Here is a 22186-nt window from a genome sequence, read left to right as displayed (position 1 = left end):
TGGCACAGCTACTACTTCTGGCGATAGAAGATCATGCCGCCGTGATAGAGGATGTCGTCGACGAATTCGCCGTCGGCCGTAAAACCGGTATCGTCCCAGTAGTCGATATGGTTTCCCTTCACCTCATATCGCCCCTGATAAGCGCTTTTGCGGTTGCCCCGCGCCTCGTCATAACGACCATTGGGCAAAAGCTCCTGACGAACATGGCCATCGCCGGTGACCCACATGCCGATGTAAGGGTGGTTCTGGATTTGAGCCGTTTCGGTCATGTTCATGTCCATGGCGTTATTCGCTTTGCGGGAGCCCGTATCGGCGGAAGCCGTTGCGAGCAGAAGCGCAACCGATGTCGAAACAATATTCATTGCCTTTGCCCTCCCGATGCAGCGTTGTCGCGGCGTTCCTCGAACAGCTCAGCCAGCGTCCGGGATGCGGCGATGGCTTTGGGAAAACCTGCGGGAACCGTGATCAGATAGATCATTTCCTTCAGTTCCTCGTCGGTTGCGCCGACATTGAGTGCATAACCGGCATGGACCTTCATCAGATCACGCTCGCCAAGGGCCGCCATGACCGCAACGGCGGCCAGCTGGCGGGTCCGGTTGTCCAATCCCGGCCGCGACCACACCTCCCCCAGCGCGTAACCTTCGGTCGCTTCGGCGAGGAAAGGAAACTCCTGGCGCAAACGTTCCAGATTGGCCTGGGGCCGGCCATTGTTGAGGTTGCGGATGACGTCGTCACCACGCCTCAGCCTGTCATCCAGTTGCTGCGGATTGGCGATGGCGGCGGCATTTCCCGCAAGCGTGGCAATCGCAAGCACGGTTGGAAAAATCGCTTTCATGTCGGCCTCCTCAGGCAGCGGTGGGTCGGATGACGATTTCATTGACGTCGACATCATCGGGCTGCTCGATGGCGTAACGCACCGCGCGGCCGATGGCGTCGGGTTTCAAGGCGATGGCCCGATAGGTCTGCATCAGCTCCGCAGCGGCCGGATCGGTGATGGTGTGGGCAAGTTCGCTTTCCACCACGCCGGGGTGAATGCAGGTAACCCGCAGGTCGCGGTTTTCCTGCCGCAGCCCGTCCGAAATCGCCCGCACCGCAAATTTCGTCGCGCAATAAACGGCGGCCGTGGGCGAAACGGCGAGCGCACCGATGGAGGCGATGTTGATGATATGGCCGGAAGAACGGGCCGCCATCTCGGGCAGAACGGCGGCGACGCCATAAAGCACGCCCTTGATGTTGACGTCGATCATGCGGTCCCATTCATCGACCTTGAGCGACGACATCAGCGATAGCGGCATGATGCCGGCATTGTTGACGATGACGTCGACCTGCCCGAAAGCCTTGCGCCCTGCCTCCGCAAAGGCCTCGACGCTCAGTCTGTCAGTAACGTCAAGCGGATGGATGGTGACCTCGGCGCCCTTCCCGCGCAATTCTTCGGCCAGCACCTGCAAGCGGTCCATGCGACGCGCACCGAGCACCAGCTTTGCTCCCGCAGCGGCCAGTTCCCTTGCAGTACCCTCACCGATCCCGCTCGATGCACCTGTGATGAGAACGACTTTGTTCAATGTCATGGCTTTCTCCTTGGTGTTACGGCCCGCTTTTTCTGGAAGCGACCGTTGCGGACAAGATAAAGCTTGGGCATTGTCGTGATAACCGCCTCAATAATTACCTCAATGGATAGATTTTCTAACCAATGAACATTGATCTCAACGCCCTTTCGACATTCTGCATGGTTGCCGAGGAGCGCAACTTCCGGGCCGTCGCGGACAGGCTCGGCATAACCCGGTCCGCCGTCAGCCAGACCATCCGCAAGCTTGAAGAGACAATGGGAATAGCGCTTGTGCAGCGAACGACACGCAGCGTCAGCCTGACGGAAGCGGGGCAGCAGCTTTATGCGGACGTCTCGCCATCCATCGGCAATCTCGTCCAGGCAGCCAATGCTGCATCTTCCCTGAGCGGCGCCGTGCGCGGGCAGCTGCGCCTTGCGGTTTCCTCGATAGCCGAGCGATTTTTATCCGGCCCATTGCTTGCAAGCTTTGCGGACATGCATCCCGAGGTGCAGCTTGATATCGTCGTGACGGATGAGGAATTCGACATCGTCGCCGAACATTACGATGCTGGCGTGCGCCTTGGAGAACTGATCGCGCAGGACATGATCGCCGTTCCGGTTTCCGCTCCACAGCGGCAGCTCGCCGTCTGCTCCCCTGGCTATCGGACCGCTTCGGTCTGCCAACGCAGCCCCGCGAGTTGATAGAGCACAGGTGTATCGGCTGGCGAGCCCGTCCGGGTGTCGCGCCATACAGGTGGGAATTTGCCGAAAACGACCGCGAATTCGCGGTAGCGGTGGAGCCTGATTTCACCACCAACGACATGCAGCTGATGATCAAGCTGGCCTGCGCCGGTGCGGGTATCACATTCGGCATGGAAGAAACGTTCCGCCCCTATCTGGAGAGCGGACAGCTCGTTTCGATGCTCGAGGACCATTCCCCGACCTTTGCGGGATTTTATCTCTATTACCCCAGCCGTCGTAACCTTGCGCCGAAGCTGCGAGCCTTTATCGATCACGTCCGCCTGTCGAGAGAGCGGTGATCTGCCGGAGCAAGCCCCGGCAGATCATCAGAAAACAGGACTATTTCTTCTGCGAAACCAGCGAGAAATAGGCGCCCTGCGGGTCGACGCAATTGACGATCCAGCTTCCGCCGGGAACCTCCATCGGGCCGTTGACGACCTTGCCGCCGCCGGTGCTGACGCGGGTGATGGCTTCATCGATACCATCCACATTGAAGTAATAACCCCAATGGCAGACGGGGACCTGCGGCATGCGTTTCATTATGCCGCCGACGGCTTTGCCCTTATGGGCGAAGATGCGGTACGGGCCCATGTCGCCCATGTCGAAATCATGATCCTTGGTCCAGCCGAACACGTCGCCGTAGAAGGCCATGGCCTCATCAACATTATCGGTGAAGAGTTCATGCCAGCCGACATGGCCCTGCTTTTCCTGCATATCCTCGGGGAAACCACCGGTTTCCATCGGCTGCGGCGTCATGATACAGAGCACCGCACCAAAGGGATCGGCAACCACGGCAAAGCGGCCGATTTCGGGAATATCCTGCGGGGGACGTCTGATCGCGCCGCCCTTTTCGGCGAATTGTTTCGCCGTGGCGTCCACATCGTCGACATCGACATAGGCGGTCCAGTTCGGGGGAATGCCCTGGCCCTTGTGCTCGTCGGTCAGTTCCATGACGCCGCCCATGCCTTTGCCATCGGCCTCCAGCACCAGATAGGGCATTTCCGGCGAGCCGAAATCCTTGGTCTGCCAGCCGACGACGTGACCATAAAAGCGGGCTGCCGCTTCCATGTCGGGCGTCATCAATTCGACCCAGATGAATTTTCCATGTGTATCGGACATTGTCGTCTCCTATGGAGGGTTTGGCGGGTGTGTTTCGGCCATTGCCCGCCGCAGGACGCGGCGGCGCTGGTGCTCAGGTGAAATTCCGGCGGGCTTCAGGCCTTGCGCCGGAACTCCGATGTCATGAAGGTCTTGAATGTGCCGTCCGGCTGCTTGACGCTGCCGGAAAAGCTGCGGTGATTATCATCATGCAGCACCAGCACGTCGTGATAGGTAGCGGTGCCACCGGAACCATCGAAGGCGGGACCTTCCGCTTCCAGCGTCAGGGTCTTGCCGTCCTCTTCCAGCCAGCCCTTGTAGACCCAGAGATTGGTCATCATCGACCCTACCCAGGTGCCGACGAAATTGCCCTTGGCCGGATCAAAACCGACCGTGATCACGGCCGTCATATCCGTGCCGTCAGGCATCTTGCCGGTGCCGTTGCCGATGATCCACAAACCGCCGATGGAGCGGACGGTCTCGGTGAATTGCTGCGACGGGTCGTCGGCATTGTAGTCCTCGTGACCGGAACTGGAGGTCATGACCCAGTCTCCGACGATCCTCTTCAGGAATTCATGTTCCTTCTGCGGCTTGGCGATTTCCATTTCCATTTTCGTTTCCTCCTCGTCCGTCAGTTTTCAGTGGCAGCAGGAAGCGGCCTTCGGTGCGTCCTCATACTGGTCGTGACGGCGCACCCAATCCATTACCTCCTCTTCATTACGGCCTTTTGGCACCAGATCGAGAAGCATCAGCGTGCCGAGCGTCTGCTCCGCGCCGCGGGCGTAAGTGGAGTAGGTGTGGTAGATCTTGCCGTCATCGCCCTTGGCGAAAACGCTGATGCCGTGCAGGTCCTTCAGGTCGCCATAGGGCGCCATGTCACGGTAATTATAGGTGATTTCGCCTTTGGTCATATCCTCGTCGCGGAACGAGGCCTGATAATCATAGTTGAAATCGCTGCCTTCGGCGGAAACCCACGGGAATTTCCAGCCCATGCGGTTTTTGTAGCTTTCGATCTTCTCAAGCGGCGCGCGCGACACCGCGACGAAACCCGCATCGCCATGCTTGAGGTGGATCAGCGCGCCATCGACATGATCGGCAAAGAAGGAGCAGCCGACACAGCCCTCCTCCCAGTCCGGTGCCAGCATGAAGTGGTAGACGATCAGCTGGCTGCAGTTGCCGAACAGTTCCTGTAGCGATTTGGGGCCGGAAGGCGCGTCGAAAATATACTCCTTCGTCACCTCCTCCCAGGGCAACGCGCGCCGGGCCTCGTTCAGCTTGTCACGGGCGCGGGTCAGTTCCTTTTCCTTCACCAGCAGATCGCGGCGAGCCGCAAGCCACTCCTCTTTCGAAACGACGGGATGAGACATGATCTTTCCTCCTTGGATCCGTCTTTCACCACGGCGCCGCTCCGCTTTAACGCAGGGCGCCGCCTATTTCTGTGTTGAAAGGCAATTAACAGTCTGCGGGACATCAAGTTCCGCTTGACTAATTAGGTTGATATCAACATATTTATCCCATGTCAAACGCCAGCGTGATTCCTTTTTCGACAACTCTTTTCGTGCGGGACGCCTGTCTCTGCCTGCATGCGCAGCGTGCGGCGCGGGCCTTGGCGCGGCTGTTCGACAATGCGCTGAAGCCGGTCGGCATCACCAATGGGCAATTTTCGCTGCTGATGTCGCTCAACCGGCCGGAGCCGCCGCCGATGGGACCGGTCGCCAATCTTCTGGCCATGGACCGCACGACGCTGACGGCGGCGCTGAAGCCTTTGGAACGGCGCGGGCTGGTCAGCATCGAGCAGGACCCGAAGGACAAGCGCGGCAAGCGGCTGCGGCTGACGGCTGATGGCATGGCCGTGCTCGCCGCCGCCTTCCCCATCTGGGAACAGACCCATGCCGAAATCGAGGCCCGCATCGGCAGCGGCGATCCTGACCGGCTGCGCCGCGACCTTATCGATCTCGGCTGACGGGGTGACGGCATAACGCCATTTTTGTGCGCAAGAATGTCATCCGGCCGTCGTGCCGGGGAGCGAAACTACAAGGACAACGCGATCAAGGAGGAAAGATCATGCGTGCAATCGTTTTTGTAAAAGCCACCAAGAGCAGCGAAGATGGCGTCATGCCCACGACCGAACTGATGGAGGCAATGGGAAAATTCAACGAGGAACTGGTCAATGCCGGCATCATGCAATCCGGCGACGGCCTGCACCCCTCCTCCAAGGGCAAGAGGGTCATTTTCGACGGCAACAGCCGCACTGTCGTCGACGGCCCCTTCCCGCACACCAACGAGCTGGTCGCCGGTTTCTGGATCTGGACGGTGAAGGACATGGACGAGGCCGTGGAATGGGTGAAACGTTGCCCGAACCCGATGCTGGAGCGCAGCGAGATCGAAATCCGCCCGATGTTCGAAATGGAGGATTTCGGCGATGTCGTAACGCCTGAAATCGCGGCCCATGTCGAAGAGCTGCGCGCGCGTGTCGCGAAGCAATAAAAGCCGCTCAAGGACGAGAGCCGTATTGAAACAGGAGGGTGCGGGCCTGCCGCATTCTCCCGCACGGCATCCCGCTTCAAAAGCCATTGCCTCGAACAACCACCGCTGTTAATGGTGGAGCGGTTCAACCCGTTTCAAGAAAGGAGGCTTCGCATGGATATTTCCTGCTTCTGGCGCAATCGTCAGCTCTGCCACCTTTTTGCCCTGCAGACGCGTTTGCAGGGCTGACCGGAACACCAAAACTCTGGTTTGCCCAAAAGGCCGCGCAGAATGCAGCTTGTCTGCCGTTGCGCATGTTTTCACGACGGATCATCCCGAACCGAAACCCCGTACTGCATTGCCGCAGACCACGGTTCGTCGCGGGTCCGTTTCGCCAGAGACAAATTATGACCATCATCACGCTTCGAAACCTCGGAATCATTCTGGGCAAGCCGCTTTTTTCCAATCTCAGCCTCACCATAAATGCGGGAGACCGCATCGGCATCGTCGCCGCCAATGGCTGCGGCAAGTCCACCCTGCTCAATTGCCTTGCCGGTGAGCTGGACGCCACCAGTGGCGACATCACCCGGCTGCGCGGGCTGACGCAGTCCATCGTCCACCAGCACCTGCCCTCCCGGCTTATGGAACAGACGATGCGGGATGCCGTGCTTTCCGCCCTGCCGGCGGACACGATCGACAGTGAAAGCTGGCGCGCCGACATTATTTTCGACGCGATGCTGGTGCCGGAGCCGTTCCGCGAGCGCCGCCTGAAACAGCTGAGCGGCGGCTGGCAGAGGCTGGCCATGCTGGCGCGGGCATGGATCACCGAGCCTGACGTCCTGCTGCTCGATGAGCCGACCAACCATCTCGACCTTGAAAAAATCAACGTGCTGGAAAACTGGCTCGCTGAGCTGCCGCGCGATACCGCAGTTATCATCGTCAGCCATGATCGCGCCTTTCTCGACAATGTCACGAAGACCACGCTGTTCCTGCGGCCGGAAAATTCGGCGCTGTTCCGGTTGCCCTACGGCCATGCGCGGCTAGCACTGGAAGAGGAGGATGCCGCCGATGAGCGGCGTTTCCAGCGCGACATGAAAACCGCGCAGCAATTGCGCCGGCAGGCCGCCAAGCTCAACAATATCGGCATCAATTCCGGCAGCGATCTTCTGACCGTCAAGACCAAGCAATTGCGCCAGCGCGCCGAAAAGCTGGAGGAGAAGGCGCGGCCCGCCCATGCCGAGCGTTCCGCCGGCAAGATCCAGCTCGCCAATCGCGGCACCCATGCCAAGGTTCTGGTGACGCTGGAAGATGTCCCCGTTTCGACGCCGGACGGAACATTGCTGTTTCGCACCGGCCGGCAATCTGTCCGCCAGGGTGACCGCATCGTCATTCTCGGCCGCAACGGCGTCGGCAAGACGCGGCTGATGTCGCTTCTGCAGGCGGCGGTATCGGGTGGTGGCCAGATACAGGAGGGCGTCAAGGCCACGCCCTCGCTGGTGGCCGGATATGTCGATCAGTCGCTTGCCGAAATCGACGACGACAGCACGCCGGCGGCGTTCATGACCCGCCGCTTCGATATTGGCGATCAGCGCATCCATGGCCTGCTCGCCGGCGCCGGGATCGACATGGAGATGCAGAAACGCCGCATCGCCACGCTTTCCGGCGGCCAGAAGGCGCGGCTCGCCATGCTGGCGCTGCGGCTGGCGGAGCCGAATTTCTACCTGCTGGACGAGCCCACCAACCATCTTGACATAGACGGGCAGGAAGCGCTGGAGGCGGAAATCATCAGCCGTGAGGCCAGCTGCGTGTTCGTCTCGCATGACAGGAGTTTCGTGCGGGCGGTCGGAACCCGTTTCTGGCTGATCGACAAGCGCAAACTTGTGGAAGTCGACGATCCCGAAGCGTTTTTCGCTTCGGCTTGATGGTCCTTGAGGGCCGAGGTAAAACAAGCAAACGCCCGTCAGCCCAAAAGGCTGGCGAGGCGTGGATCGCCAGCGAAATCCGAGACCGCAAACCCCGTTCTGCGCATCGGAAATTCGCACAGCGCCTGCACGCCCGTCTTCGACAGGCGGATGCGCCAGCTCATCCGTTCCACCGGCGCTTTTTCGGCAAAGGCCTTTGGCGACAGGACCGCAATATTGAGGCCGCCCTGGGGATCGCGCACCGAGCGGTAAAGGATCGCCTCGATCTTGGCCACACGTGCCTGCTCGGCCAGCGCCTGGCATGGCTCGTAATTTTGCAGATCGGTCCACTGCGCCTCGTCGCGGCTCAGTCCCGGTTTCGTCAAATCCAGCGCCGCATTGGTGGCGATACGGGCGGCAAAGGCGGAATAATCGGCGGGATTGGCGGGCAGCGGCGTGCCAGGGGATTCCGCATAAAACAGCAGTCGGTAGAAGGCCATTTCGGCAAGCGCGGTTTCCACCTTCGCGGCGGCGTAATAAACGCCCTCGGTAAAGCCCGCCCGGCGGAACCGCGAGCCGTGCGGATAGGCGGCGCCATAACGGAAGGGCGTCGCAAGAAGATAGTCGAAACCTACACATTCCGGCGGAAAGGGCCGTTTACTCGCCTCCAGAATATCTTCCAGCAGCGATTGCTCCTCCACCGTATCCACCAGCTTCATGGTGGATACCTGATGCTGCGCTTCCACCAGCCGCCAGTATTTTCCCGATACGGCGCGTTTTTCAGACAGGAGCGCGTCGGGCGTCCAGATAGGAGAGGACATCGATCAATCCGGTAATGGTGGTGAGCCTCTCGGCAGGCACGGCATCAAGCGCCGTATTGTGATTGCGCAGCCAGTTTTTGGCCACCGCCTCATCGCCGCCGGTAATCGCATCCAGCGAGCGAAAGACCCGGATCAGCAGCACCGCAAGCTCGAAGGACTTGGCGCCCGGCTCCAGCAGGAAATCCAGCCGCTTCATGCGCGACACCGTCGGCGCGGAAACACCGAGGATATCCGCCGTGCGGGCGGCATTCAGGCCCAGCCGCTCGGCAGCCGTCATAACGGCCTTGGTGACGACCCTGCCCTGCGAAGCAGGATCCATGGCGGTCTTGGCGTGAATATTCATGGCGCACATCCTTTCCTTGGAAAGAATATAGCATGTTTCTTTCCACAAACAAGAAGGCCGGGATAAACCCGGCCTCATTGCTCACATGGAATTGCTCACGCGGATTGGATCAGGCCACCGAGACCGGCACTTCCGTGGAGGTGCGCATGGCGTGGCTGTAAGGGCAGACGATGTGAGCGGCAGCAACCAGCTTTTCGGCGACTTCGCGCTCGACGCCCGGAATATTTGCCTTCAGCGACACTTCGATGCCGAAACCGCCGCCATCTTCGCGCGGGCCGATACCGACGGTTGCCGTCACAGTGGTGTCTTCAGGAATCTTTACCTTTTCCTTGCCGGCGACAAATTTCAGCGCGCCCAGGAAGCAGGCGGAATAACCGGCTGCGAAAAGCTGTTCCGGATTGGTGCCACGGGCGCCATCGCCGCCCAGTTCCTTCGGAACGGTCAGCGTAACGTCGAGAACGCCGTCTTCCGACTTGGCGTTGCCGGCGCGGCCACCGGTGGCGGATGCTTTGGTCGTGTAGAGAATGGGCATGACATTTACTCCTTCGGGTTGGTGTTGAGTTCTTATAGCGAACAATTTAATTTTGCGCAATATAATTTTGCACGTTGAATACGAAATCGTTTTTTGCGATAATTTTCACGAAATTTCGCCGCGCATCCATGCGGCAGGAACCGAAAGCGGGGGCTGATTGTTCCCTCCCCGGTTGATTTTGGAGCACGAAAATGGACGCAGAGGGCGACGAGAAGAAGATGGAAAGCCTGTTGAGGCTGGACCAGCAGATATGTTTTGCCCTTTATGGCGCGGCACACGCCTTCACACGCGCCTATAAACCGCTGCTCGACCCGATCGGGCTGACCTATCCGCAATATCTGGTCATGATGGCGCTGTGGGAAAAGGAGACGTCCACCGTCAAGGCGCTTGGCGAAATGCTGGGCCTTGATTCCGGCACGCTGTCGCCATTGCTGAAAAGGCTGGAACATGCGGGGCTGATCACCCGCAAACGCGGCACCGTGGACGAGCGGCAGGTGCTGGTGGCCCTGACGCCGAAGGGCGCGAACCTCAAAAAAGAGGGCGTGAAGATCATGGCGGCGATCGGCAGCGCCACCGGCTGCGGGCTGGAGGAACTGGTGCAGATTCGCGACCGGGTGAATGCGCTTAAGGACAGTCTCAGCCGTCCGTAACCCTCCGGCAAGTCGCAAGGGCTGATAATCTCTCTGCCGTCATGCTCGGGCCTGTCCCGAGCATCTGCAACGTATTGATTTAGTGCGACGTGATTGGATCCTCGGGACGAGCCCGAGGATGACGTCGAGTATGGGGACAGGTTTTCCTTAAATTAAAGGCGGCACCAAGGCCGCCTTTTTATTCGAAACGTTTTCGGCTTATTGCCAGACCACCACACGGGCCTTCTGAGGCACGCGGTCATAGAGGTCGATGACGTCCTGGTTCATCAGGCGCACGCAGCCGGAAGAGACTGCCTTGCCGATGGAATTCCATTCCGGCGAGCCGTGGAGACGGTAAAGCGTGTCCTTGCCGTTCTGGAAGATATAAAGGGCGCGCGCGCCAAGCGGGTTCTTCAGGCCCGGCGGCATGCCGCCATTCTTGGAGGAATATTTGACCAGTTCCGGCTGGCGGGCGACCATCTCATCCGGCGGGGTCCATTTCGGCCATTTCTGACGCCACTGGATGACGCCCTCGCCCGACCAGGCGAAACCATCGCGGCCGATGCCGACGCCGTAACGCATGGCGCTGCCGCCCTGCTCCACGACATAAAGGAAGCGCGAGCGTGTATCGACGACAACGGTGCCCGGGCGCTCGCCGGTCGGATCGACAACCCGCTGGCGGTAATAACGCCGGTCGATTTTCTGATAGGGTACGGCGGGAATGACGTAACCGCCATCCTCAACCGAGCCGTACATGACGGCCAGTTCCGCATCGCTGACGCCCGGCGAAAACATCTGCCGGAAATCGGTGCCGATGGCGCTCGCCTGCTGACGGATGGCGTCTCCCGTGCCCGATGAGGCGCAGCCTGCGAGAAGCGAAGCGGAGGAGAGGCCAAGAAGGGAAAGGAAGGTGCGTCTGGAAAGATCTGTGTCGGTGCTTGTCATAAGGCCGGTTTGTCCCACATTTCGAACGGCTATATCGCCGCTGTACGTCATTTGTTCCGTGTCATGCGTATTGCGAAAATAGTTAACCGACCGCTAAAAGCCAGTCACAAGGTGCTGGCGGAATGGGTCCCATATCTCTTTCTTTTAGAACGTGTTCAGATAACCACAATCTGCGCCCCTTGCGGCACGCGTTCGTAAAGATCGATCACATCCTGATTGAGCATGCGTACGCAGCCGGAGGACGTTGCCTTGCCGACGGACTGCCAGTCCGGTGTGCCATGCACGCGGTAAAGCGTGTCCTTGCCGTCCTTGAAAATATAAAGCGCGCGTGCGCCGAGCGGGTTGTTGAGGCCGGGCGTCATGCCGCCATTGGCGGCGGAGATGGAGGCGAGTTCCGGCTGGCGCTTGACCATTTCATCGGGCGGCGTCCAGCGCGGCCATTTCGCCTTCCACTGGATCTTGCCGCGGCCCGACCAGGCATAACCGTCACGCCCCAGCCCAACGCCGTAACGGATCGCCTTGCCGCCGGACTGCACGAGATAAAGGAAATGCTGCCTTGTATCGACGACGATGGTGCCCGGCGCTTCCGCCGTCTGGTAACTGACTTCCTGCCGGAGATAACGTGGATCGATGCGCCCATAGGGAATGGCGGGCAGCGAGCGGTCCTCGTCGCGGATAGGGCCATACATGACCCGATGCAGCGGGTTGGAGACGGGCAGGCCATAGGCCATCGTCTGGCCCTGCGGCTGCTGCGCGTTAAAACCCTGCACCTGCGGCGCACTGAGCCCCTGCCCGCGCACCGGCGGGCCGTATTCCTGATGGAAGCGGGTTCTGAACAGATCCGGCGGGCGCGTCGAAAGCTGGCCCGGCTGCGGCGGCAGTTCCGGCTGGCGATTGGAACTGACGGAGTTGAAATTGAACACCGGCGCCGTTTCCCTGACGAAGACGTCAGGGTCCATCCGGGTCGTATCCGTCACGAAAAGGCAGCCGCTCATGAGAGGCAGCAGCGCAAGCCCGACCAGAGAGGCCGCCCGGCGACCATTTTTCAAAAGGAGTGCTATCATCTGAACCGCTTCATGGAATCCAATCTACCGTCATGATGAACCGTGCGGCTGGCGCGAAGCTGGCGTCGGTTTTTCAAAAAAAATCGAAAACCCGCATTTTTCCTCTTGAAGCTCTAGTTGCTAGAGGTGCCAGATTGACTGTCGACTGGAATTCAGGAGCGAAACCATGAATATTTCGACACGCGGCAGTTTGAACAGGGAATCGGAGGAACTGACCTTTACGGTCGGCGGCATGGATTGCGGCAGCTGTGCGGCGAAGATCGAAACCGCGCTCTCACGCCTGCCCGGCGTTGCCGACGTCAAGGTGTCGGTTGCCCGTGAAAGGCTGAACCTCTCGGTGGCCGAACAGAAAACCTCGGTCGACAAGATCGAGGACACGCTGCGCAAGCTTGGCTTCAAACCCGCTTTGCTGCCGCGCGAAAAGGCTCCCCAGGCAAAGGTCGAGGCCGATCATCACGACCATTCCTCCTGCGGCGGTCACCACCATGACGGGGCCGAAACGGCCGCTGACAAGAACAATGCGCTGACCTTTTCGGTCGGCGGCATGGATTGCGGCAGCTGCGCCGCGAAGATCGAAACCGCGCTTTCCCGCCTGCCCGGCGTTGGCGACGTCAAGGTCTCGGTTGCCCGCGAACGGCTGAACCTCTCGCTGGCCGAGAACAAAACCCCGGTCGAAAAAATCGAAGACACGCTGCGCAAGCTAGGATTTAAACCGGCCCTGCTGCCGCAGGAAAAGTCCGCGCGCGAAAAAGTGGCGGATCACGACCATGACCATGGGTCGTGCGGCGGGCATCACCACGACCACGACCATTCGGATCATGACCATTCAGATCATGACCATTCCGGGCACGATCACGCGTCCTGCAGCGGGCATGATCATGACCACTCCAAACATGACCATTCTGGTCACGATCATTCCGGCCACGACCATGCGGGCCATTCGCATGGTTCCGCTCCGGTGTCTGCAGCGCAGGCCGCGGAAGTGGGGCATGCCCATGGCGCGGATGAAAAAGGCGTCTGGTGGCGCACCGCAAAGGCGCGCAACACCTTCACCGGCACCATTCTGGTCGCCATTGCCTATGCGGCGGAACTGACCTTCCCCACATGGGGCGGTTATGCCTTCATCATCGCCACGCTGGTCACGCTCTTCCCGATCGCGAAGAATGCCTTCAATGCCGCCCGTTTCGGTGCGGTCTTCACCATCGAGATGCTGATGACGATTGCCGCCATTGGCGCGATCATCATCGGCGAGGCGGAAGAGGCGGCCATTGTCGTGCTGCTCTTCTCCGTCGGTGAATTGCTGGAAGGCTTTGCCGCCGCCCGTGCGCGCTCTGGCATCAAGGCGCTCGGTTCGCTCTTGCCGAAGACGGCGCTGGTGGAGGAAAACGGTGCGCTTCGGCAGGTTGCCGCCGATCAGGTGCGCATCGGCCAGGTGGTCGTGGCGCGTCCCGGCGACCGTATCGCCGCCGATGGCGTTGTCATGGAAGGCCAGTCCAGCGTCGACGAATCGCCGATGACCGGAGAGAGCATTCCCGTCGCCAAGGAAAAGGGCGCACGCGTTTTTGCCGGTTCCATCAACCATGACGGCTCGCTGCGCATCCGTGTCGACCGCGCGCCGGAAGACAATACCATTGCCCGCATCATCACGCTTGTCGAAGAAGCGCAGGATGCGCGTGCCCCGACCGAGCGCTTCATCCAGAGCTTCTCGCGTTATTATATGCCGTTGATCGTGGCGATCTCCGTGCTCACCATCATCGTGCCGCCGCTCGCCGGCCTCGGTGACTGGGATACGTGGATTTATCGCGGTCTCGCCCTGCTGCTGATCGGTTGCCCCTGCGCGCTGGTCATTTCGGTTCCCGCGGCCATAGCCTCCAGCCTTTCGGCTGCGGCACGCCACGGCATGCTGGTGAAGGGCGGCGCGGTCATCGAAATGCTGGCGCGCACCGAAACCGTCGCTTTCGACAAGACCGGCACGCTGACGCTTGGCGAACCCGTCGTGACTGACGTTGTGGCGCTTGACGGCAACGAGGCCGGCCTGATCGCGGCGGCCGCGACCATCGAGCATGAATCGAGCCATCCGCTCGCCCGCGCCATCGTCAATCATGCCGAAAAGCTCGGCGTAAAGCCCCTGCCAGGCTCCAACATCAAGGCGATTTCCGGTCGCGGCATGCAGGGCAATGTCGGCGGAAAAGACCTGTTCATCGGCGCGCCGCGCTTTGCAACCGAAGTCGGCACCGTCTCCAAGGAACTGGCCGACCGCATCTCCACGCTGGAGAGCGAAGGCAAGACGGTGGCCGTCGTGATAGTCGGCGGGGCGGCAAGCGGCCTCTTCGCCATGCGTGACGAGCCGCGCAAGGATGCCGCCGAAGGTGTGAAAGCGCTGAAGGAGATGGGCATTTCCTCGCTGATGCTGTCGGGTGACAATGCCCGCACGGCAAAGGCCATCGGCAACAAGCTGGGCCTTGAGGCGCGCGGCGAACTCCTGCCGCAGAACAAGGTCGAGGAAATCCGCAAGCTTGCCGAAAAGAAGACCGTGGTGATGGTGGGTGACGGCATCAATGATGCGCCGGCCCTTGCGGCGGCCAGCGTCGGCGTCGCCATCGGCTCGGGCACTGACGTGGCGATGGAAGCGGCGGATGCGGCGCTGATGCGCAACAATGTCGGCGATGCCGCCCGCCTCATCGGCCTGTCACGCGCCACCATGAGCAATATCCGCCAGAACGTGACGATCGCGCTCGGCCTGAAGGCAGTGTTTCTGGTGACGACCGTCACCGGCCTTTCCGGCCTGTGGCTCGCCGTTTTCGCCGATACGGGCGCTACGGTTCTGGTCACCGCAAACGCCATGCGGCTGCTTGGATATTTCAACCGCAACAAAGCCTGATTGCAGCCCCTCCCAAACCGGCCGAGCCTCGTTAATCCGGGCTCGGCCGGTCTCATTTTCAGCGTATTGACAAACTAATTGCGTCCAATAAATACCGCGTGCCGCCGTTTTCCACGCGCGTGACAAACGATTCCACGCGCAGGAGCGCTGAACTTGGTTAAAACTGGCTATAACCGCATTGCGTACCGCGCGATCAAGATCGGCGGCAACATCGTCAAGGTTGTTTTCTCCATCGATCTCTTCATCCGCCCCGGCAGAAGAAAGACGCTTCCGGAGTATCAGCCTGCCAGACGCAGCCCGAAATCGGAAAAAGCCATTCCGCGCATCATCTGGCAGACGAATTACTCCAACCGGGTAACGACGCCGATCTATGCGAATTTCCTGTTCAACCGCTGGCTGACGCCGGAATTCGAATATCGCTACCATGATGACGAGGCGTGCCAGGCCTATATCGACCGGCATTTTCCCGGACGTTATGCCGATGCCTTCCGTCGATTGCAGGTCGGCGCCGCCAAGGCGGATTTCTGGCGTATTCTGGTTCTTCTGCAGGAAGGCGGCATCTATCTGGATATCGATTCCAACTTTGCGGCCCGCCCGGAAGATGTGATCGGCGCGGATGAAGACGCCGTTTTCATCGCCATGAAAAATGGCGAAATCACAAATTACTTCATGGCATCGAAACCCGGTCACCCGGCGCTGAGGCTGATGGCCGATCGTATTGCCCAGAATATCGAAGAGGGAACGCTCGTCAGCGTCTATGACATGACGGGTCCGACGGTGGTGCATGCCGTCGTCAAGGAACTCGGGCTGCCGGTTCGCAATTACCGCGAAATGTGCACGCAGGGGCAATTCACCAACAAACGCGCGCAATATGCCGACAAAAAAGACGGCGCATGGTGGGCCGAGCAGGCCAAGACGTCCATCGTCAAGAACTAGGACGCCATGCGCCGGCAAGCAGCCGCGCAATATCGCGTTTAGACGAAACCATTGAAAAAGCGGATGCTTTCTTCCACCGCGCCCGGAACCACGCCATTATGGCTGCCGGGCAGCAGTTTTTTATCGACCTTGAAGCCGGATGTCAGGGCGCGGTCCACAAAAAGCTGGTGATCGGCATCGAAGGGCCGCTCCTCCGTGCCGCGTAAAAGCAGCGCCGGGCATTTGAGGCTGGGGCCGAAACAGACGGAAGAGCGCATGATGAATTCGCGCTCGTCGGTTTCGTCGAAACAGATCTCGTCGCTATAGCGGTTGAAATAACGCCAGGAATTGACCCCTGCCGATATGGGCGCGGCGGCGCGGAATTTGCGGCTCATGGCGGCCAGAAGCGTCAGCGTGCCGCCATTGGAATGGCCGGCGATGAAGAACCGCTTCCTGTCGATGCCGGGAAGGTTTTCCAGATAGGTCGCCGCCGCCAGCGCATCCGCCGTTTCGTCGTAAAAGCCGGAATAATTGCCATTCTGGCCGTTTTCGCCGCGAAAGGATGGAAGCATCACGACGAAGCCCGCCTCCCAATAGGGCTTCATCAGCGCCCAGTGGCCGTCACCGGTGGCGTTGCCGCCGTGGAGAAAAAGTACGGCGGGTTTCAGCGTTTTTGACGGCTGATAGTGGGAGAGCCAGGCGACAAGTTCGATCGAGCCATCCGGCCCGCCGGAATAGGTGACACGCTCCGCCCCTGGCGGCGTGCCAAGCGCCGAGGATTTTTCCGGCGCGGCCATCTTGCGCAGCAGATGGGTATGGAAACGTCGGCGGGCCTCCGCATAATCCTGCCTTTCCAGCGGCAAAACTTCGGGTGTGGGAATGCCCGCTTTCACGGCGGGCGGCAGGATAACTGCCGCTGACAGTCCCACGGCGCCTGCCAGCACTCTGCGCCGCGTCATGCCCGGCGAGATCAAGCCGCTCTCTTCCTGTCCGAAGGGTGAGGAAAGAAAGCGTTTGTCTGCCATATGTTCACCTGACGAGGATGGTTGTATCAGCAGTTCAACACTGCGGCGGGAGGCTGTCCAATCACGGATTCGCGAATGACAACAATGTATTCGCAGCCATCATGGCAATTTCTGGACAAAACACTTTCCTTGCTCCTGCACTAGTCACGGTAATGAGGGAAGCGGCGCAGCCCCCTACCCCTCCGCACCATCGATCATCGCCACCAGCGTCGAAAGCCTGTCTGCTTCCGCCGGCAGCTTGTCGGCGCGCAGCCGGGCAATGCGGGGGAAGCGCATGGCGACGCCGGATTTGTGGCGGGTGGAGCGGTTGATACCTTCGAAGGCCACTTCAAGCACAAAACCGAAATCCGGCGTGGCGCGCACCGCCCGCACCGGACCGAAGCGCTCGACGGTGTTGTCGCGAACGAACTTGTCCAGCACCTCCAGCTCCGCATCGGTGAAGCCGAAATAGGCCTTGCCGACGGGTACGAGCTGTTCGCCACCCTCGCCTTCCGCCCAGACGCCGAAGGTGAAATCGGAATAATAGCTCGACCTTTTGCCGTGGCCGCGCTGGGCATACATCATGACAGCGTCGATGTTGTAAGGATCTCTTTTCCACTTGAACCACGGCCCCTTGGCGCGGCCGGCCTGATAGGCGCTGTCACGGCGCTTGATCATCACGCCCTCGATGACAGGATCAGGCGGCGCGGCACGCAGCGTGTCGAGCTCCGTCCAGCTGGAAAAGCCGATCAGCGGCGACAGGTCGAAACGGTCATGCGGGGCATGCTCGATGATATCGGACAGCCTGCCGCGGCGCTCCAGATAGGTCTGCGCGCGGATATCGCTCTCGCCATCGAACAGCAGGTCATAGGCGCGGATGAAGGCGGGATAGTCGTCCAGCATCTTTGCCGTCACCGTCTTGCGGTTCAGCCGCTGCTGCAGGTCGGAAAAGGTGCGGGTGAGATTGTTGGACCGCACTGTCCCGCCAATCAGCAACTCGCCATCCATCACACCTTCGAAATCGATCGCCTCCAGAACGTCTGGAAAGGCGCCGGAAATATCGTCGCCGGAACGGGAATAGAGTTTTCGTGTCCCACCGGCGCGGGACAGCTGCACGCGAATGCCGTCCCATTTCCATTCGGCGGCATAGTCGGTCGGGTCCAGCCCATCGAGATCGCCATCGGCCACCGGCGTCGCCAGCATCACCGAGTGGAAGATGGCTGGTGTCGCCAGCACCGGCCGGTCCGACCTGCCCTCAAGCCATGCGAAAAGCGGCGTATAGGGCGGCGTCAGCCCGTGCCAGAGGGTCTCGATCTCGGTGATGTCTTTCCCGGCAAAATCCGCCAGCGCCTGACGCGCCAGCCGCGCCGAAACGCCGATGCGCAGGCTGCCGGTTGCAAGTTTGAGGAAAGCGAAACGCGAGGACGTATCGAGCCGGTCGAGCAGATCGCGCACCGCGCCGCGCACCTCCGTGCGGCCGAGTGAATTCATCAGTGTGACGACTTCGCCGAGACGCGGGTCCTGAGCCTCGGCGTCATCCGCGCCGCCGATATTGCCCCAGACCAGCGATATGGTCTCGGCCAGATCGCCCACATAATCATAGGAATAGCGGAACAGCACTTCATCCATCCGCTCCAGCACCAGCTCGCGCAGCAGGGCCGGCTTGACGCTTTTGAGGTCCAGCGTGCCGGCAATCGCTGCCAGCCCGTAACCCCGGTCGGGATCGGGCGTATCGCGGAAATAATCGGTCAGCAGCTTCAGCTTGCCGTTGCGCGAGGGGGTGAGAACGAGGCGATCGAGAAGGGTGGCGAAGGCTTTCATCTCAATCCCCCTCATCCTCGTAACCGACAAGATGCAGCGGCTTGGCGGCAATGCCCTGCAATTCGCACCAGCGCACCAGCGCCTCTTCACGGCCATGGGTGACCCAGACGGCTTGCGGAGAAATTTCCTTGATCGTCTCCAGAAGTTCCGGCCAGTCGCAATGGTCTGATATGACCAGCGGCAGCTCCACACCGCCCTGCTTTGCCCTCTGCCGCACCATCATCCAGCCGGACGCAAAGGCAATCAGCGGCTCGTTGAAACGGCGCGCCCAGCGCTCCTGAAACGCCGAGGGCGGACCTACGACAATCGCGCCCTTGAAGGCGGAAGGATCGCTTTTTTCGAGCGTCGCGGGGCGCAGATCGCCGAGATCGATACCCTCAGAGACATAATAGTCGCAAAGCCGCGCCAGCGCGCCGTGAATATAGATGGGATCGGCATAGCCATTATCCCGCAAAAGCCGGATGACGCGCTGCGCCTTGCCCAGCGAATAGGCCCCGACCAGATGGGTGCGTTCTGGAAATTGTTTGATGGAGGTGAGCAGCTTGCCGATTTCCACACGCGGCAGGGGATGGTGGAACACCGGCAGGCCGAAGGTGGCCTCTGTGATGAAGACGTCGCAGGGTACCGTCTCGAAGGGTGCGCAGGTGGGGTCGACGCCGCGCTTGTAATCGCCCGAGGCAACGATGCGCATGCCGTTCATTTCCACGGAGATCTGGGCGGAGCCGAGAACATGGCCCGCCGGATGGAAACCCACCGTCACGCCATTGACATCCACCCTCTCACCGAAAGCGACCGCCTGCTCGCTGCCGCAGAAATCCTCGCCGTAGCGGATGCGCATGATATCGAGCGTCTGGCGCGTGGCCAGCACCGCGCCATGGCCGGCGCGGGCGTGATCGGAATGGCCATGAGTGATGAGCGCCCGCGCCACCGGGCGGACGGGATCGATATAAAAATCGCCCGCCGGGCAATAGAGGCCCTTGGGCGTGGAATTCAACAGCTGTTCCGGCTTCATATTCATTGAGATAGGGCCGCCCGCGCGAATGTAAAGTGCTGCGAGAATAACGCGGAACGGGCATTAAATTTCCAGTGGCGGTGTTTTTGTTTAGCCCCGTCATTTCGGCTTTGAGCCGCGGCCGTATGGAGTTTTGGTACGAAGTTCGCAGGCGCAATGCCAGCGCATAACCGGCTTACACGGTAGCCATGGGATTTACACTTGCAGAAATGTATCCAATCGGATACATGCTGTCATGAACAGTTTCCAGAAATCGGCAGAGTTCGACGAATGGCTGAAGGTGTTGAAAGATCGTGCCGGAAAAGTGCGGATTCTTCATCGTCTCACGGCAGCCGAGCATGGCAACTTCGGCGATTGCGCGCCGGTGGGTGAAGGCGTTTCAGAAATGCGCATCCACTTCGGTCCCGGTTATCGGGTCTATTTCACTCGCGTTGGCAAGAGGGTTTATTTCCTTCTGGTCGGCGGCGATAAGTCTTCGCAAAGGCGGGACATAAAGCGCGCAATCGAGATAGCACACACAATAGGAAGGGATGGCCGTGACGGAATTTAGCAAATTCGATGTGTCAGACTACCTGGATAGCGACGAAGCCATGATTGAATTTCTGGCAATCGCAATGGAAGACGAGAACCCCGACGTCTTCATTGCCGCCCTTGGCGCGGTCGCCAAGGCTCGCGGAATGTCGCACGTTGCGGACGCTTCGGGTCTCGGCCGCGAAAGCCTTTATAAGGCGCTTAGGCCCGGTTCGAAGCTTCGCTATGAAACCGTGCAGAAGGTCCTGCATGCGCTGGGCTTTCGGCTGGCCGTTGAAAAGTCATTAAACGCCGCGTGAGGCGGCGTTCACGACCTGTCGGTTAACCTCGCTATGCTACTCCGCCGCCTCTTCCGCCGGCTTTGCCTGCATCGCTGCCGGCAGCCGCACCGGCTTCAGCATCAGCGCCGCCGCAAGGCCGATGGCGGCGGTTGCGGCTGCGGCGAAGAATAGCGGCGTGAAGGCATCCGAATAAAGCGAGGCGACGGCGGCCTGTGAGGCGGCGGGAAGTTCGGAGAGGATTTTCGGCGTCAACTCCTCGATCTTGCCGACACCGGGAATATCGACGGCCACGCCCCTGAGGCTCGATGATACGATGGCGCCATAGACCGAGATGGCGATCGCCGCGCCGCCCATGCGGGTCAGCGTCACCGCGCCGCTCGCAGCCCCGATATCGGCCTTGGGCGCGGAATTCTGCACGCCGATGATCGGCGCCTGCTGGCCAAGCCCAACAGCGAAACCCTGCACCAGCATCAAGGCGGCGATCAGGGGAAGCGGCGTTCCGGCGTGCATCTGCGTGAAGAGCAGCATGGCGATGAGGTTGATGGTGAGACCCGCCACCGAGAAGGGCTTGTAGACGCCGGTGATCGAAATCAGCCGCCCGGCTGAAAGCGAACCCATGACGATGCCGCCGGTGACGGCGATGAAAAACAGGCCGGCATGGGAAGGCGAAAGCCCGGTCGTGGTCTGCAGGAACAGGGCGTAATAATTGACCATGCCGATGCCGATGCCGCCGCTGGTCAGCGAAACGATCATCAAGAGCGGAAAGGTGCTGTCCTTGAAGAGCCTGAGCGGCACGACGGGTTCCGGCGCGCGGCGTTCAACCTGCACCCAGAGGAAAGCGGCGATGACGGCGAAAGCGATGATGCCGAGGCTGGGGCCTGCGATCAGCGAGCCGAACAATTCGCTGCTGTCTGCCCAGAAGACCACGCTGGCAATGGTGGCCGCCAGGAGGACCGCGCCGAGATAATCGATCTTCGGCTGGCGGGCCGGACGGCGATAGGGCAGCATCAGCGCCAGACCTGCAATGACGATAATGCCGAGCGGCAGGTTGATGAGGAAGATCGACCGCCAGCCGAACAGGTCGCTCATCGTGCCGCCGAGGATCGGGCCGACACTGCCTGACGCCATGATGGTGAGGCTGGAATAGCTCTGGTAACGGGCGCGCTCGCGCGGTTCGAACAGATCCGCATTGACGGAAAAGATCGACACCATGATGCCGCCGCCGCCAAGCCCCTGCAGCACGCGGGCCGCAATCAGCGAATCCATCGACCAGGCCAGCCCGCAGGCAAGCGAGCCGAGCGTGAAAATGACGACCGCAGCGATCATCACATATTTGCGGCCGAAGAGATCGCCGAGCTTGCCGTAGACAGGCATGACCGCGCTGGTCGCCAGAAGATAGGCAGAGCCGATCCAGCCGAAACGCTCCAGCGCGCCGAATTCACCGACGATGGTGGGCAGTGCTGTCGATACGATCTGGTTGTCGAGGGTCGCCATGAACATGGCCAGCATCAGGAATAGAAAGACGATGAGCCTGCGCCGATGATCCGACACAAGCGGCGCCACGGGGGCGGTGGACATATCCATGAAAAATCTCGTTGGCTTTCGGCGGTTTTACTGCGGCAATTTGTGTGCTATCAGCACATATATGTCAATGG

Annotated in this window: 23 protein-coding genes and 1 pseudogene; 9 read left to right on the top strand and 15 right to left on the bottom strand. The window is 60.4% G+C overall.

The genetic code is table 11. The features are described 5' to 3' along the window. Nucleotides 1–11: 11 nt before the first annotated feature. The 3 genes from WDZ78_RS11505 to WDZ78_RS11495 are packed head-to-tail and all read right to left on the bottom strand — an operon-like array spanning nucleotide 12 to nucleotide 1568. Nucleotides 12–362, bottom strand: coding sequence for an Atu4866 domain-containing protein (locus WDZ78_RS11505; protein WP_020009610.1), 351 nt, complete (start codon nucleotides 360–362; stop codon nucleotides 12–14). Beyond that, entirely contained in the window at nucleotides 359–835 is a 477-nt protein-coding gene (locus WDZ78_RS11500) for a carboxymuconolactone decarboxylase family protein (protein ID WP_425673083.1), read from the bottom strand. The genes WDZ78_RS11505 and WDZ78_RS11500 overlap by 4 nt, the downstream gene beginning before the upstream one ends. A 10-nt stretch (nucleotides 836–845) precedes the next feature. Continuing rightward, nucleotides 846–1568: an SDR family oxidoreductase gene (locus tag WDZ78_RS11495; protein WP_425673082.1), complete on the bottom strand. Its 723-nt coding sequence runs from the start codon at nucleotides 1566–1568 to the stop codon at nucleotides 846–848. 122 nt (nucleotides 1569–1690) lie between these two features. Between WDZ78_RS11495 and WDZ78_RS11490 the strand changes: the two are divergent. Continuing rightward, nucleotides 1691–2586 (top strand): annotated as a pseudogene (locus WDZ78_RS11490) (LysR family transcriptional regulator). Between the two features lie 40 nt (nucleotides 2587–2626). Here the strand turns inward: WDZ78_RS11490 and WDZ78_RS11485 are convergent. The 3 genes from WDZ78_RS11485 to WDZ78_RS11475 all read right to left on the bottom strand — a co-directional run bounded on the left by WDZ78_RS11485 (nucleotide 2627) and on the right by WDZ78_RS11475 (nucleotide 4752). After that, complete coding sequence (locus tag WDZ78_RS11485; RefSeq protein WP_425673081.1) at nucleotides 2627–3406, bottom strand: VOC family protein; 780 nt, start codon at nucleotides 3404–3406, stop codon at nucleotides 2627–2629. Between the two features lie 95 nt (nucleotides 3407–3501). Beyond that, nucleotides 3502–3996 carry a DUF1579 domain-containing protein gene (locus WDZ78_RS11480; RefSeq protein ID WP_026363488.1) on the bottom strand — a complete coding sequence of 165 codons (495 nt, stop codon included), beginning with the start codon at nucleotides 3994–3996 and terminating at the stop codon, nucleotides 3502–3504. Between the two features lie 27 nt (nucleotides 3997–4023). Next, nucleotides 4024–4752, bottom strand: a complete 729-nt coding sequence (locus WDZ78_RS11475) for a DUF899 domain-containing protein (RefSeq protein WP_020009604.1) — start codon at nucleotides 4750–4752, stop codon at nucleotides 4024–4026. A gap of 149 nt (nucleotides 4753–4901) precedes the next feature. Between WDZ78_RS11475 and WDZ78_RS11470 the strand changes: the two genes are divergently transcribed. The 3 genes from WDZ78_RS11470 to WDZ78_RS11460 all read left to right on the top strand — a co-directional run bounded on the left by WDZ78_RS11470 (nucleotide 4902) and on the right by WDZ78_RS11460 (nucleotide 7773). Next, nucleotides 4902–5348, top strand: a complete 447-nt coding sequence (locus tag WDZ78_RS11470; protein ID WP_003522235.1) for a MarR family winged helix-turn-helix transcriptional regulator — start codon at nucleotides 4902–4904, stop codon at nucleotides 5346–5348. A gap of 101 nt (nucleotides 5349–5449) precedes the next feature. Then, nucleotides 5450–5872 carry a YciI family protein gene (locus WDZ78_RS11465; RefSeq protein ID WP_425673080.1) on the top strand — a complete coding sequence of 141 codons (423 nt, stop codon included), beginning with the start codon at nucleotides 5450–5452 and terminating at the stop codon, nucleotides 5870–5872. Nucleotides 5873–6258: 386 nt separating this feature from the next. After that, nucleotides 6259–7773 (top strand): ABC-F family ATP-binding cassette domain-containing protein, encoded by a 1515-nt coding sequence (locus WDZ78_RS11460; RefSeq protein ID WP_425673079.1) that lies wholly within the window; start codon nucleotides 6259–6261, stop codon nucleotides 7771–7773. Nucleotides 7774–7811: 38 nt separating this feature from the next. Here WDZ78_RS11460 and WDZ78_RS11455 read toward each other — a convergent pair whose 3' ends face one another. From WDZ78_RS11455 to WDZ78_RS11445, 3 genes are all read right to left on the bottom strand, one after another. Next, nucleotides 7812–8573 carry an RES family NAD+ phosphorylase gene (locus WDZ78_RS11455; protein ID WP_425673078.1) on the bottom strand — a complete coding sequence of 254 codons (762 nt, stop codon included), beginning with the start codon at nucleotides 8571–8573 and terminating at the stop codon, nucleotides 7812–7814. Further along, on the bottom strand, nucleotides 8533–8916 hold the full coding sequence (locus tag WDZ78_RS11450; protein ID WP_020813092.1) for an MbcA/ParS/Xre antitoxin family protein: 384 nt from the start codon (nucleotides 8914–8916) through the stop codon (nucleotides 8533–8535). Before WDZ78_RS11450 ends, WDZ78_RS11455 begins: the two co-directional genes overlap by 41 nt. A gap of 109 nt (nucleotides 8917–9025) precedes the next feature. After that, nucleotides 9026–9448, bottom strand: a complete 423-nt coding sequence (locus WDZ78_RS11445) for an organic hydroperoxide resistance protein (protein ID WP_003509379.1) — start codon at nucleotides 9446–9448, stop codon at nucleotides 9026–9028. 191 nt (nucleotides 9449–9639) lie between these two features. On the opposite strand from WDZ78_RS11445, the gene WDZ78_RS11440 reads away from it, so the two are divergent. Continuing rightward, entirely contained in the window at nucleotides 9640–10098 is a 459-nt protein-coding gene (locus tag WDZ78_RS11440) for a MarR family winged helix-turn-helix transcriptional regulator (protein ID WP_020009598.1), read from the top strand. Between the two features lie 198 nt (nucleotides 10099–10296). On the opposite strand, the gene WDZ78_RS11435 is transcribed toward WDZ78_RS11440, so the two are convergent. After that, nucleotides 10297–11022 (bottom strand): L,D-transpeptidase, encoded by a 726-nt coding sequence (locus WDZ78_RS11435; protein ID WP_020009597.1) that lies wholly within the window; start codon nucleotides 11020–11022, stop codon nucleotides 10297–10299. A 155-nt stretch (nucleotides 11023–11177) separates the two neighbouring features. After that, a complete protein-coding gene (locus WDZ78_RS11430) occupies nucleotides 11178–12086 on the bottom strand; it encodes a L,D-transpeptidase (RefSeq protein ID WP_425673077.1) in 909 nt (302 codons plus the stop codon). Between the two features lie 166 nt (nucleotides 12087–12252). Here WDZ78_RS11430 and WDZ78_RS11425 point away from each other — a divergent pair, with 166 nt between their 5' ends. Then, on the top strand, nucleotides 12253–14967 hold the full coding sequence (locus WDZ78_RS11425; RefSeq protein ID WP_425673076.1) for a heavy metal translocating P-type ATPase: 2715 nt from the start codon (nucleotides 12253–12255) through the stop codon (nucleotides 14965–14967). 153 nt (nucleotides 14968–15120) lie between these two features. Next, nucleotides 15121–15903 carry a glycosyltransferase family 32 protein gene (locus WDZ78_RS11420; protein WP_020009594.1) on the top strand — a complete coding sequence of 261 codons (783 nt, stop codon included), beginning with the start codon at nucleotides 15121–15123 and terminating at the stop codon, nucleotides 15901–15903. A gap of 38 nt (nucleotides 15904–15941) precedes the next feature. Here WDZ78_RS11420 and WDZ78_RS11415 read toward each other — a convergent pair whose 3' ends face one another. The 3 genes from WDZ78_RS11415 to WDZ78_RS11405 all read right to left on the bottom strand — a co-directional run bounded on the left by WDZ78_RS11415 (nucleotide 15942) and on the right by WDZ78_RS11405 (nucleotide 19719). Then, complete coding sequence (locus WDZ78_RS11415) at nucleotides 15942–16907, bottom strand: alpha/beta hydrolase family protein (RefSeq protein WP_425673075.1); 966 nt, start codon at nucleotides 16905–16907, stop codon at nucleotides 15942–15944. A gap of 174 nt (nucleotides 16908–17081) precedes the next feature. Next, nucleotides 17082–18707 carry a cisplatin damage response ATP-dependent DNA ligase gene (locus WDZ78_RS11410; RefSeq protein WP_425673074.1) on the bottom strand — a complete coding sequence of 542 codons (1626 nt, stop codon included), beginning with the start codon at nucleotides 18705–18707 and terminating at the stop codon, nucleotides 17082–17084. 1 nt (nucleotide 18708) lies between these two features. Then, nucleotides 18709–19719, bottom strand: a complete 1011-nt coding sequence (locus tag WDZ78_RS11405; RefSeq protein ID WP_026363485.1) for a ligase-associated DNA damage response exonuclease — start codon at nucleotides 19717–19719, stop codon at nucleotides 18709–18711. A 235-nt stretch (nucleotides 19720–19954) separates the two neighbouring features. Here WDZ78_RS11405 and WDZ78_RS11400 point away from each other — a divergent pair, with 235 nt between their 5' ends. Beyond that, entirely contained in the window at nucleotides 19955–20269 is a 315-nt protein-coding gene (locus WDZ78_RS11400; RefSeq protein ID WP_425673073.1) for a type II toxin-antitoxin system RelE/ParE family toxin, read from the top strand. After that, on the top strand, nucleotides 20250–20549 hold the full coding sequence (locus tag WDZ78_RS11395) for an addiction module antidote protein (protein WP_020009589.1): 300 nt from the start codon (nucleotides 20250–20252) through the stop codon (nucleotides 20547–20549). Before WDZ78_RS11400 ends, WDZ78_RS11395 begins: the two co-directional genes overlap by 20 nt. Before the next feature lie 36 nt (nucleotides 20550–20585). Here the strand turns inward: WDZ78_RS11395 and WDZ78_RS11390 are convergent, their stop codons facing one another. Further along, nucleotides 20586–22115, bottom strand: a complete 1530-nt coding sequence (locus WDZ78_RS11390) for an MDR family MFS transporter (RefSeq protein WP_425673072.1) — start codon at nucleotides 22113–22115, stop codon at nucleotides 20586–20588. Nucleotides 22116–22186: the final 71 nt, after the last annotated feature.

It is taken from the genome of Agrobacterium sp. M50-1 (genome assembly GCF_049843495.1).
In the GTDB taxonomy this organism is placed as follows: domain Bacteria; phylum Pseudomonadota; class Alphaproteobacteria; order Rhizobiales; family Rhizobiaceae; genus Agrobacterium; species Agrobacterium radiobacter.
Note: the sequence above shows the minus strand (reverse complement) of the source record. Positions and strands in the feature narration are given on the sequence as shown.

Bases quoted from the DNA above. Each gene is read 5' to 3' on its own strand.
- WDZ78_RS11500 (WP_425673083.1), bottom strand. From the start codon at position 835: ATGAAAGCGATTTTTCCAACCGTGCTTGCGATTGCCACGCTTGCGGGA.
- WDZ78_RS11470 (WP_003522235.1), top strand. From the start codon at position 4,902: ATGTCAAACGCCAGCGTGATTCCTTTTTCGACAACTCTTTTCGTGCGG.
- WDZ78_RS11505 (WP_020009610.1), bottom strand. From the start codon at position 362: ATGAATATTGTTTCGACATCGGTTGCGCTTCTGCTCGCAACGGCTTCC.
- WDZ78_RS11485 (WP_425673081.1), bottom strand. From the start codon at position 3,406: ATGTCCGATACACATGGAAAATTCATCTGGGTCGAATTGATGACGCCC.
- WDZ78_RS11495 (WP_425673082.1), bottom strand. From the start codon at position 1,568: ATGACATTGAACAAAGTCGTTCTCATCACAGGTGCATCGAGCGGGATC.
- WDZ78_RS11445 (WP_003509379.1), bottom strand. From the start codon at position 9,448: ATGCCCATTCTCTACACGACCAAAGCATCCGCCACCGGTGGCCGCGCC.
- WDZ78_RS11410 (WP_425673074.1), bottom strand. From the start codon at position 18,707: ATGAAAGCCTTCGCCACCCTTCTCGATCGCCTCGTTCTCACCCCCTCG.
- WDZ78_RS11435 (WP_020009597.1), bottom strand. From the start codon at position 11,022: ATGACAAGCACCGACACAGATCTTTCCAGACGCACCTTCCTTTCCCTT.
- WDZ78_RS11450 (WP_020813092.1), bottom strand. From the start codon at position 8,916: ATGAATATTCACGCCAAGACCGCCATGGATCCTGCTTCGCAGGGCAGG.
- WDZ78_RS11430 (WP_425673077.1), bottom strand. From the start codon at position 12,086: ATGATAGCACTCCTTTTGAAAAATGGTCGCCGGGCGGCCTCTCTGGTC.
- WDZ78_RS11480 (WP_026363488.1), bottom strand. From the start codon at position 3,996: ATGGAAATGGAAATCGCCAAGCCGCAGAAGGAACATGAATTCCTGAAG.
- WDZ78_RS11425 (WP_425673076.1), top strand. From the start codon at position 12,253: ATGAATATTTCGACACGCGGCAGTTTGAACAGGGAATCGGAGGAACTG.
- WDZ78_RS11475 (WP_020009604.1), bottom strand. From the start codon at position 4,752: ATGTCTCATCCCGTCGTTTCGAAAGAGGAGTGGCTTGCGGCTCGCCGC.
- WDZ78_RS11440 (WP_020009598.1), top strand. From the start codon at position 9,640: ATGGACGCAGAGGGCGACGAGAAGAAGATGGAAAGCCTGTTGAGGCTG.
- WDZ78_RS11400 (WP_425673073.1), top strand. From the start codon at position 19,955: ATGAACAGTTTCCAGAAATCGGCAGAGTTCGACGAATGGCTGAAGGTG.
- WDZ78_RS11395 (WP_020009589.1), top strand. From the start codon at position 20,250: ATGGCCGTGACGGAATTTAGCAAATTCGATGTGTCAGACTACCTGGAT.
- WDZ78_RS11465 (WP_425673080.1), top strand. From the start codon at position 5,450: ATGCGTGCAATCGTTTTTGTAAAAGCCACCAAGAGCAGCGAAGATGGC.
- WDZ78_RS11405 (WP_026363485.1), bottom strand. From the start codon at position 19,719: ATGAAGCCGGAACAGCTGTTGAATTCCACGCCCAAGGGCCTCTATTGC.
- WDZ78_RS11455 (WP_425673078.1), bottom strand. From the start codon at position 8,573: ATGTCCTCTCCTATCTGGACGCCCGACGCGCTCCTGTCTGAAAAACGC.
- WDZ78_RS11460 (WP_425673079.1), top strand. From the start codon at position 6,259: ATGACCATCATCACGCTTCGAAACCTCGGAATCATTCTGGGCAAGCCG.
- WDZ78_RS11390 (WP_425673072.1), bottom strand. From the start codon at position 22,115: ATGGATATGTCCACCGCCCCCGTGGCGCCGCTTGTGTCGGATCATCGG.
- WDZ78_RS11415 (WP_425673075.1), bottom strand. From the start codon at position 16,907: ATGGCAGACAAACGCTTTCTTTCCTCACCCTTCGGACAGGAAGAGAGC.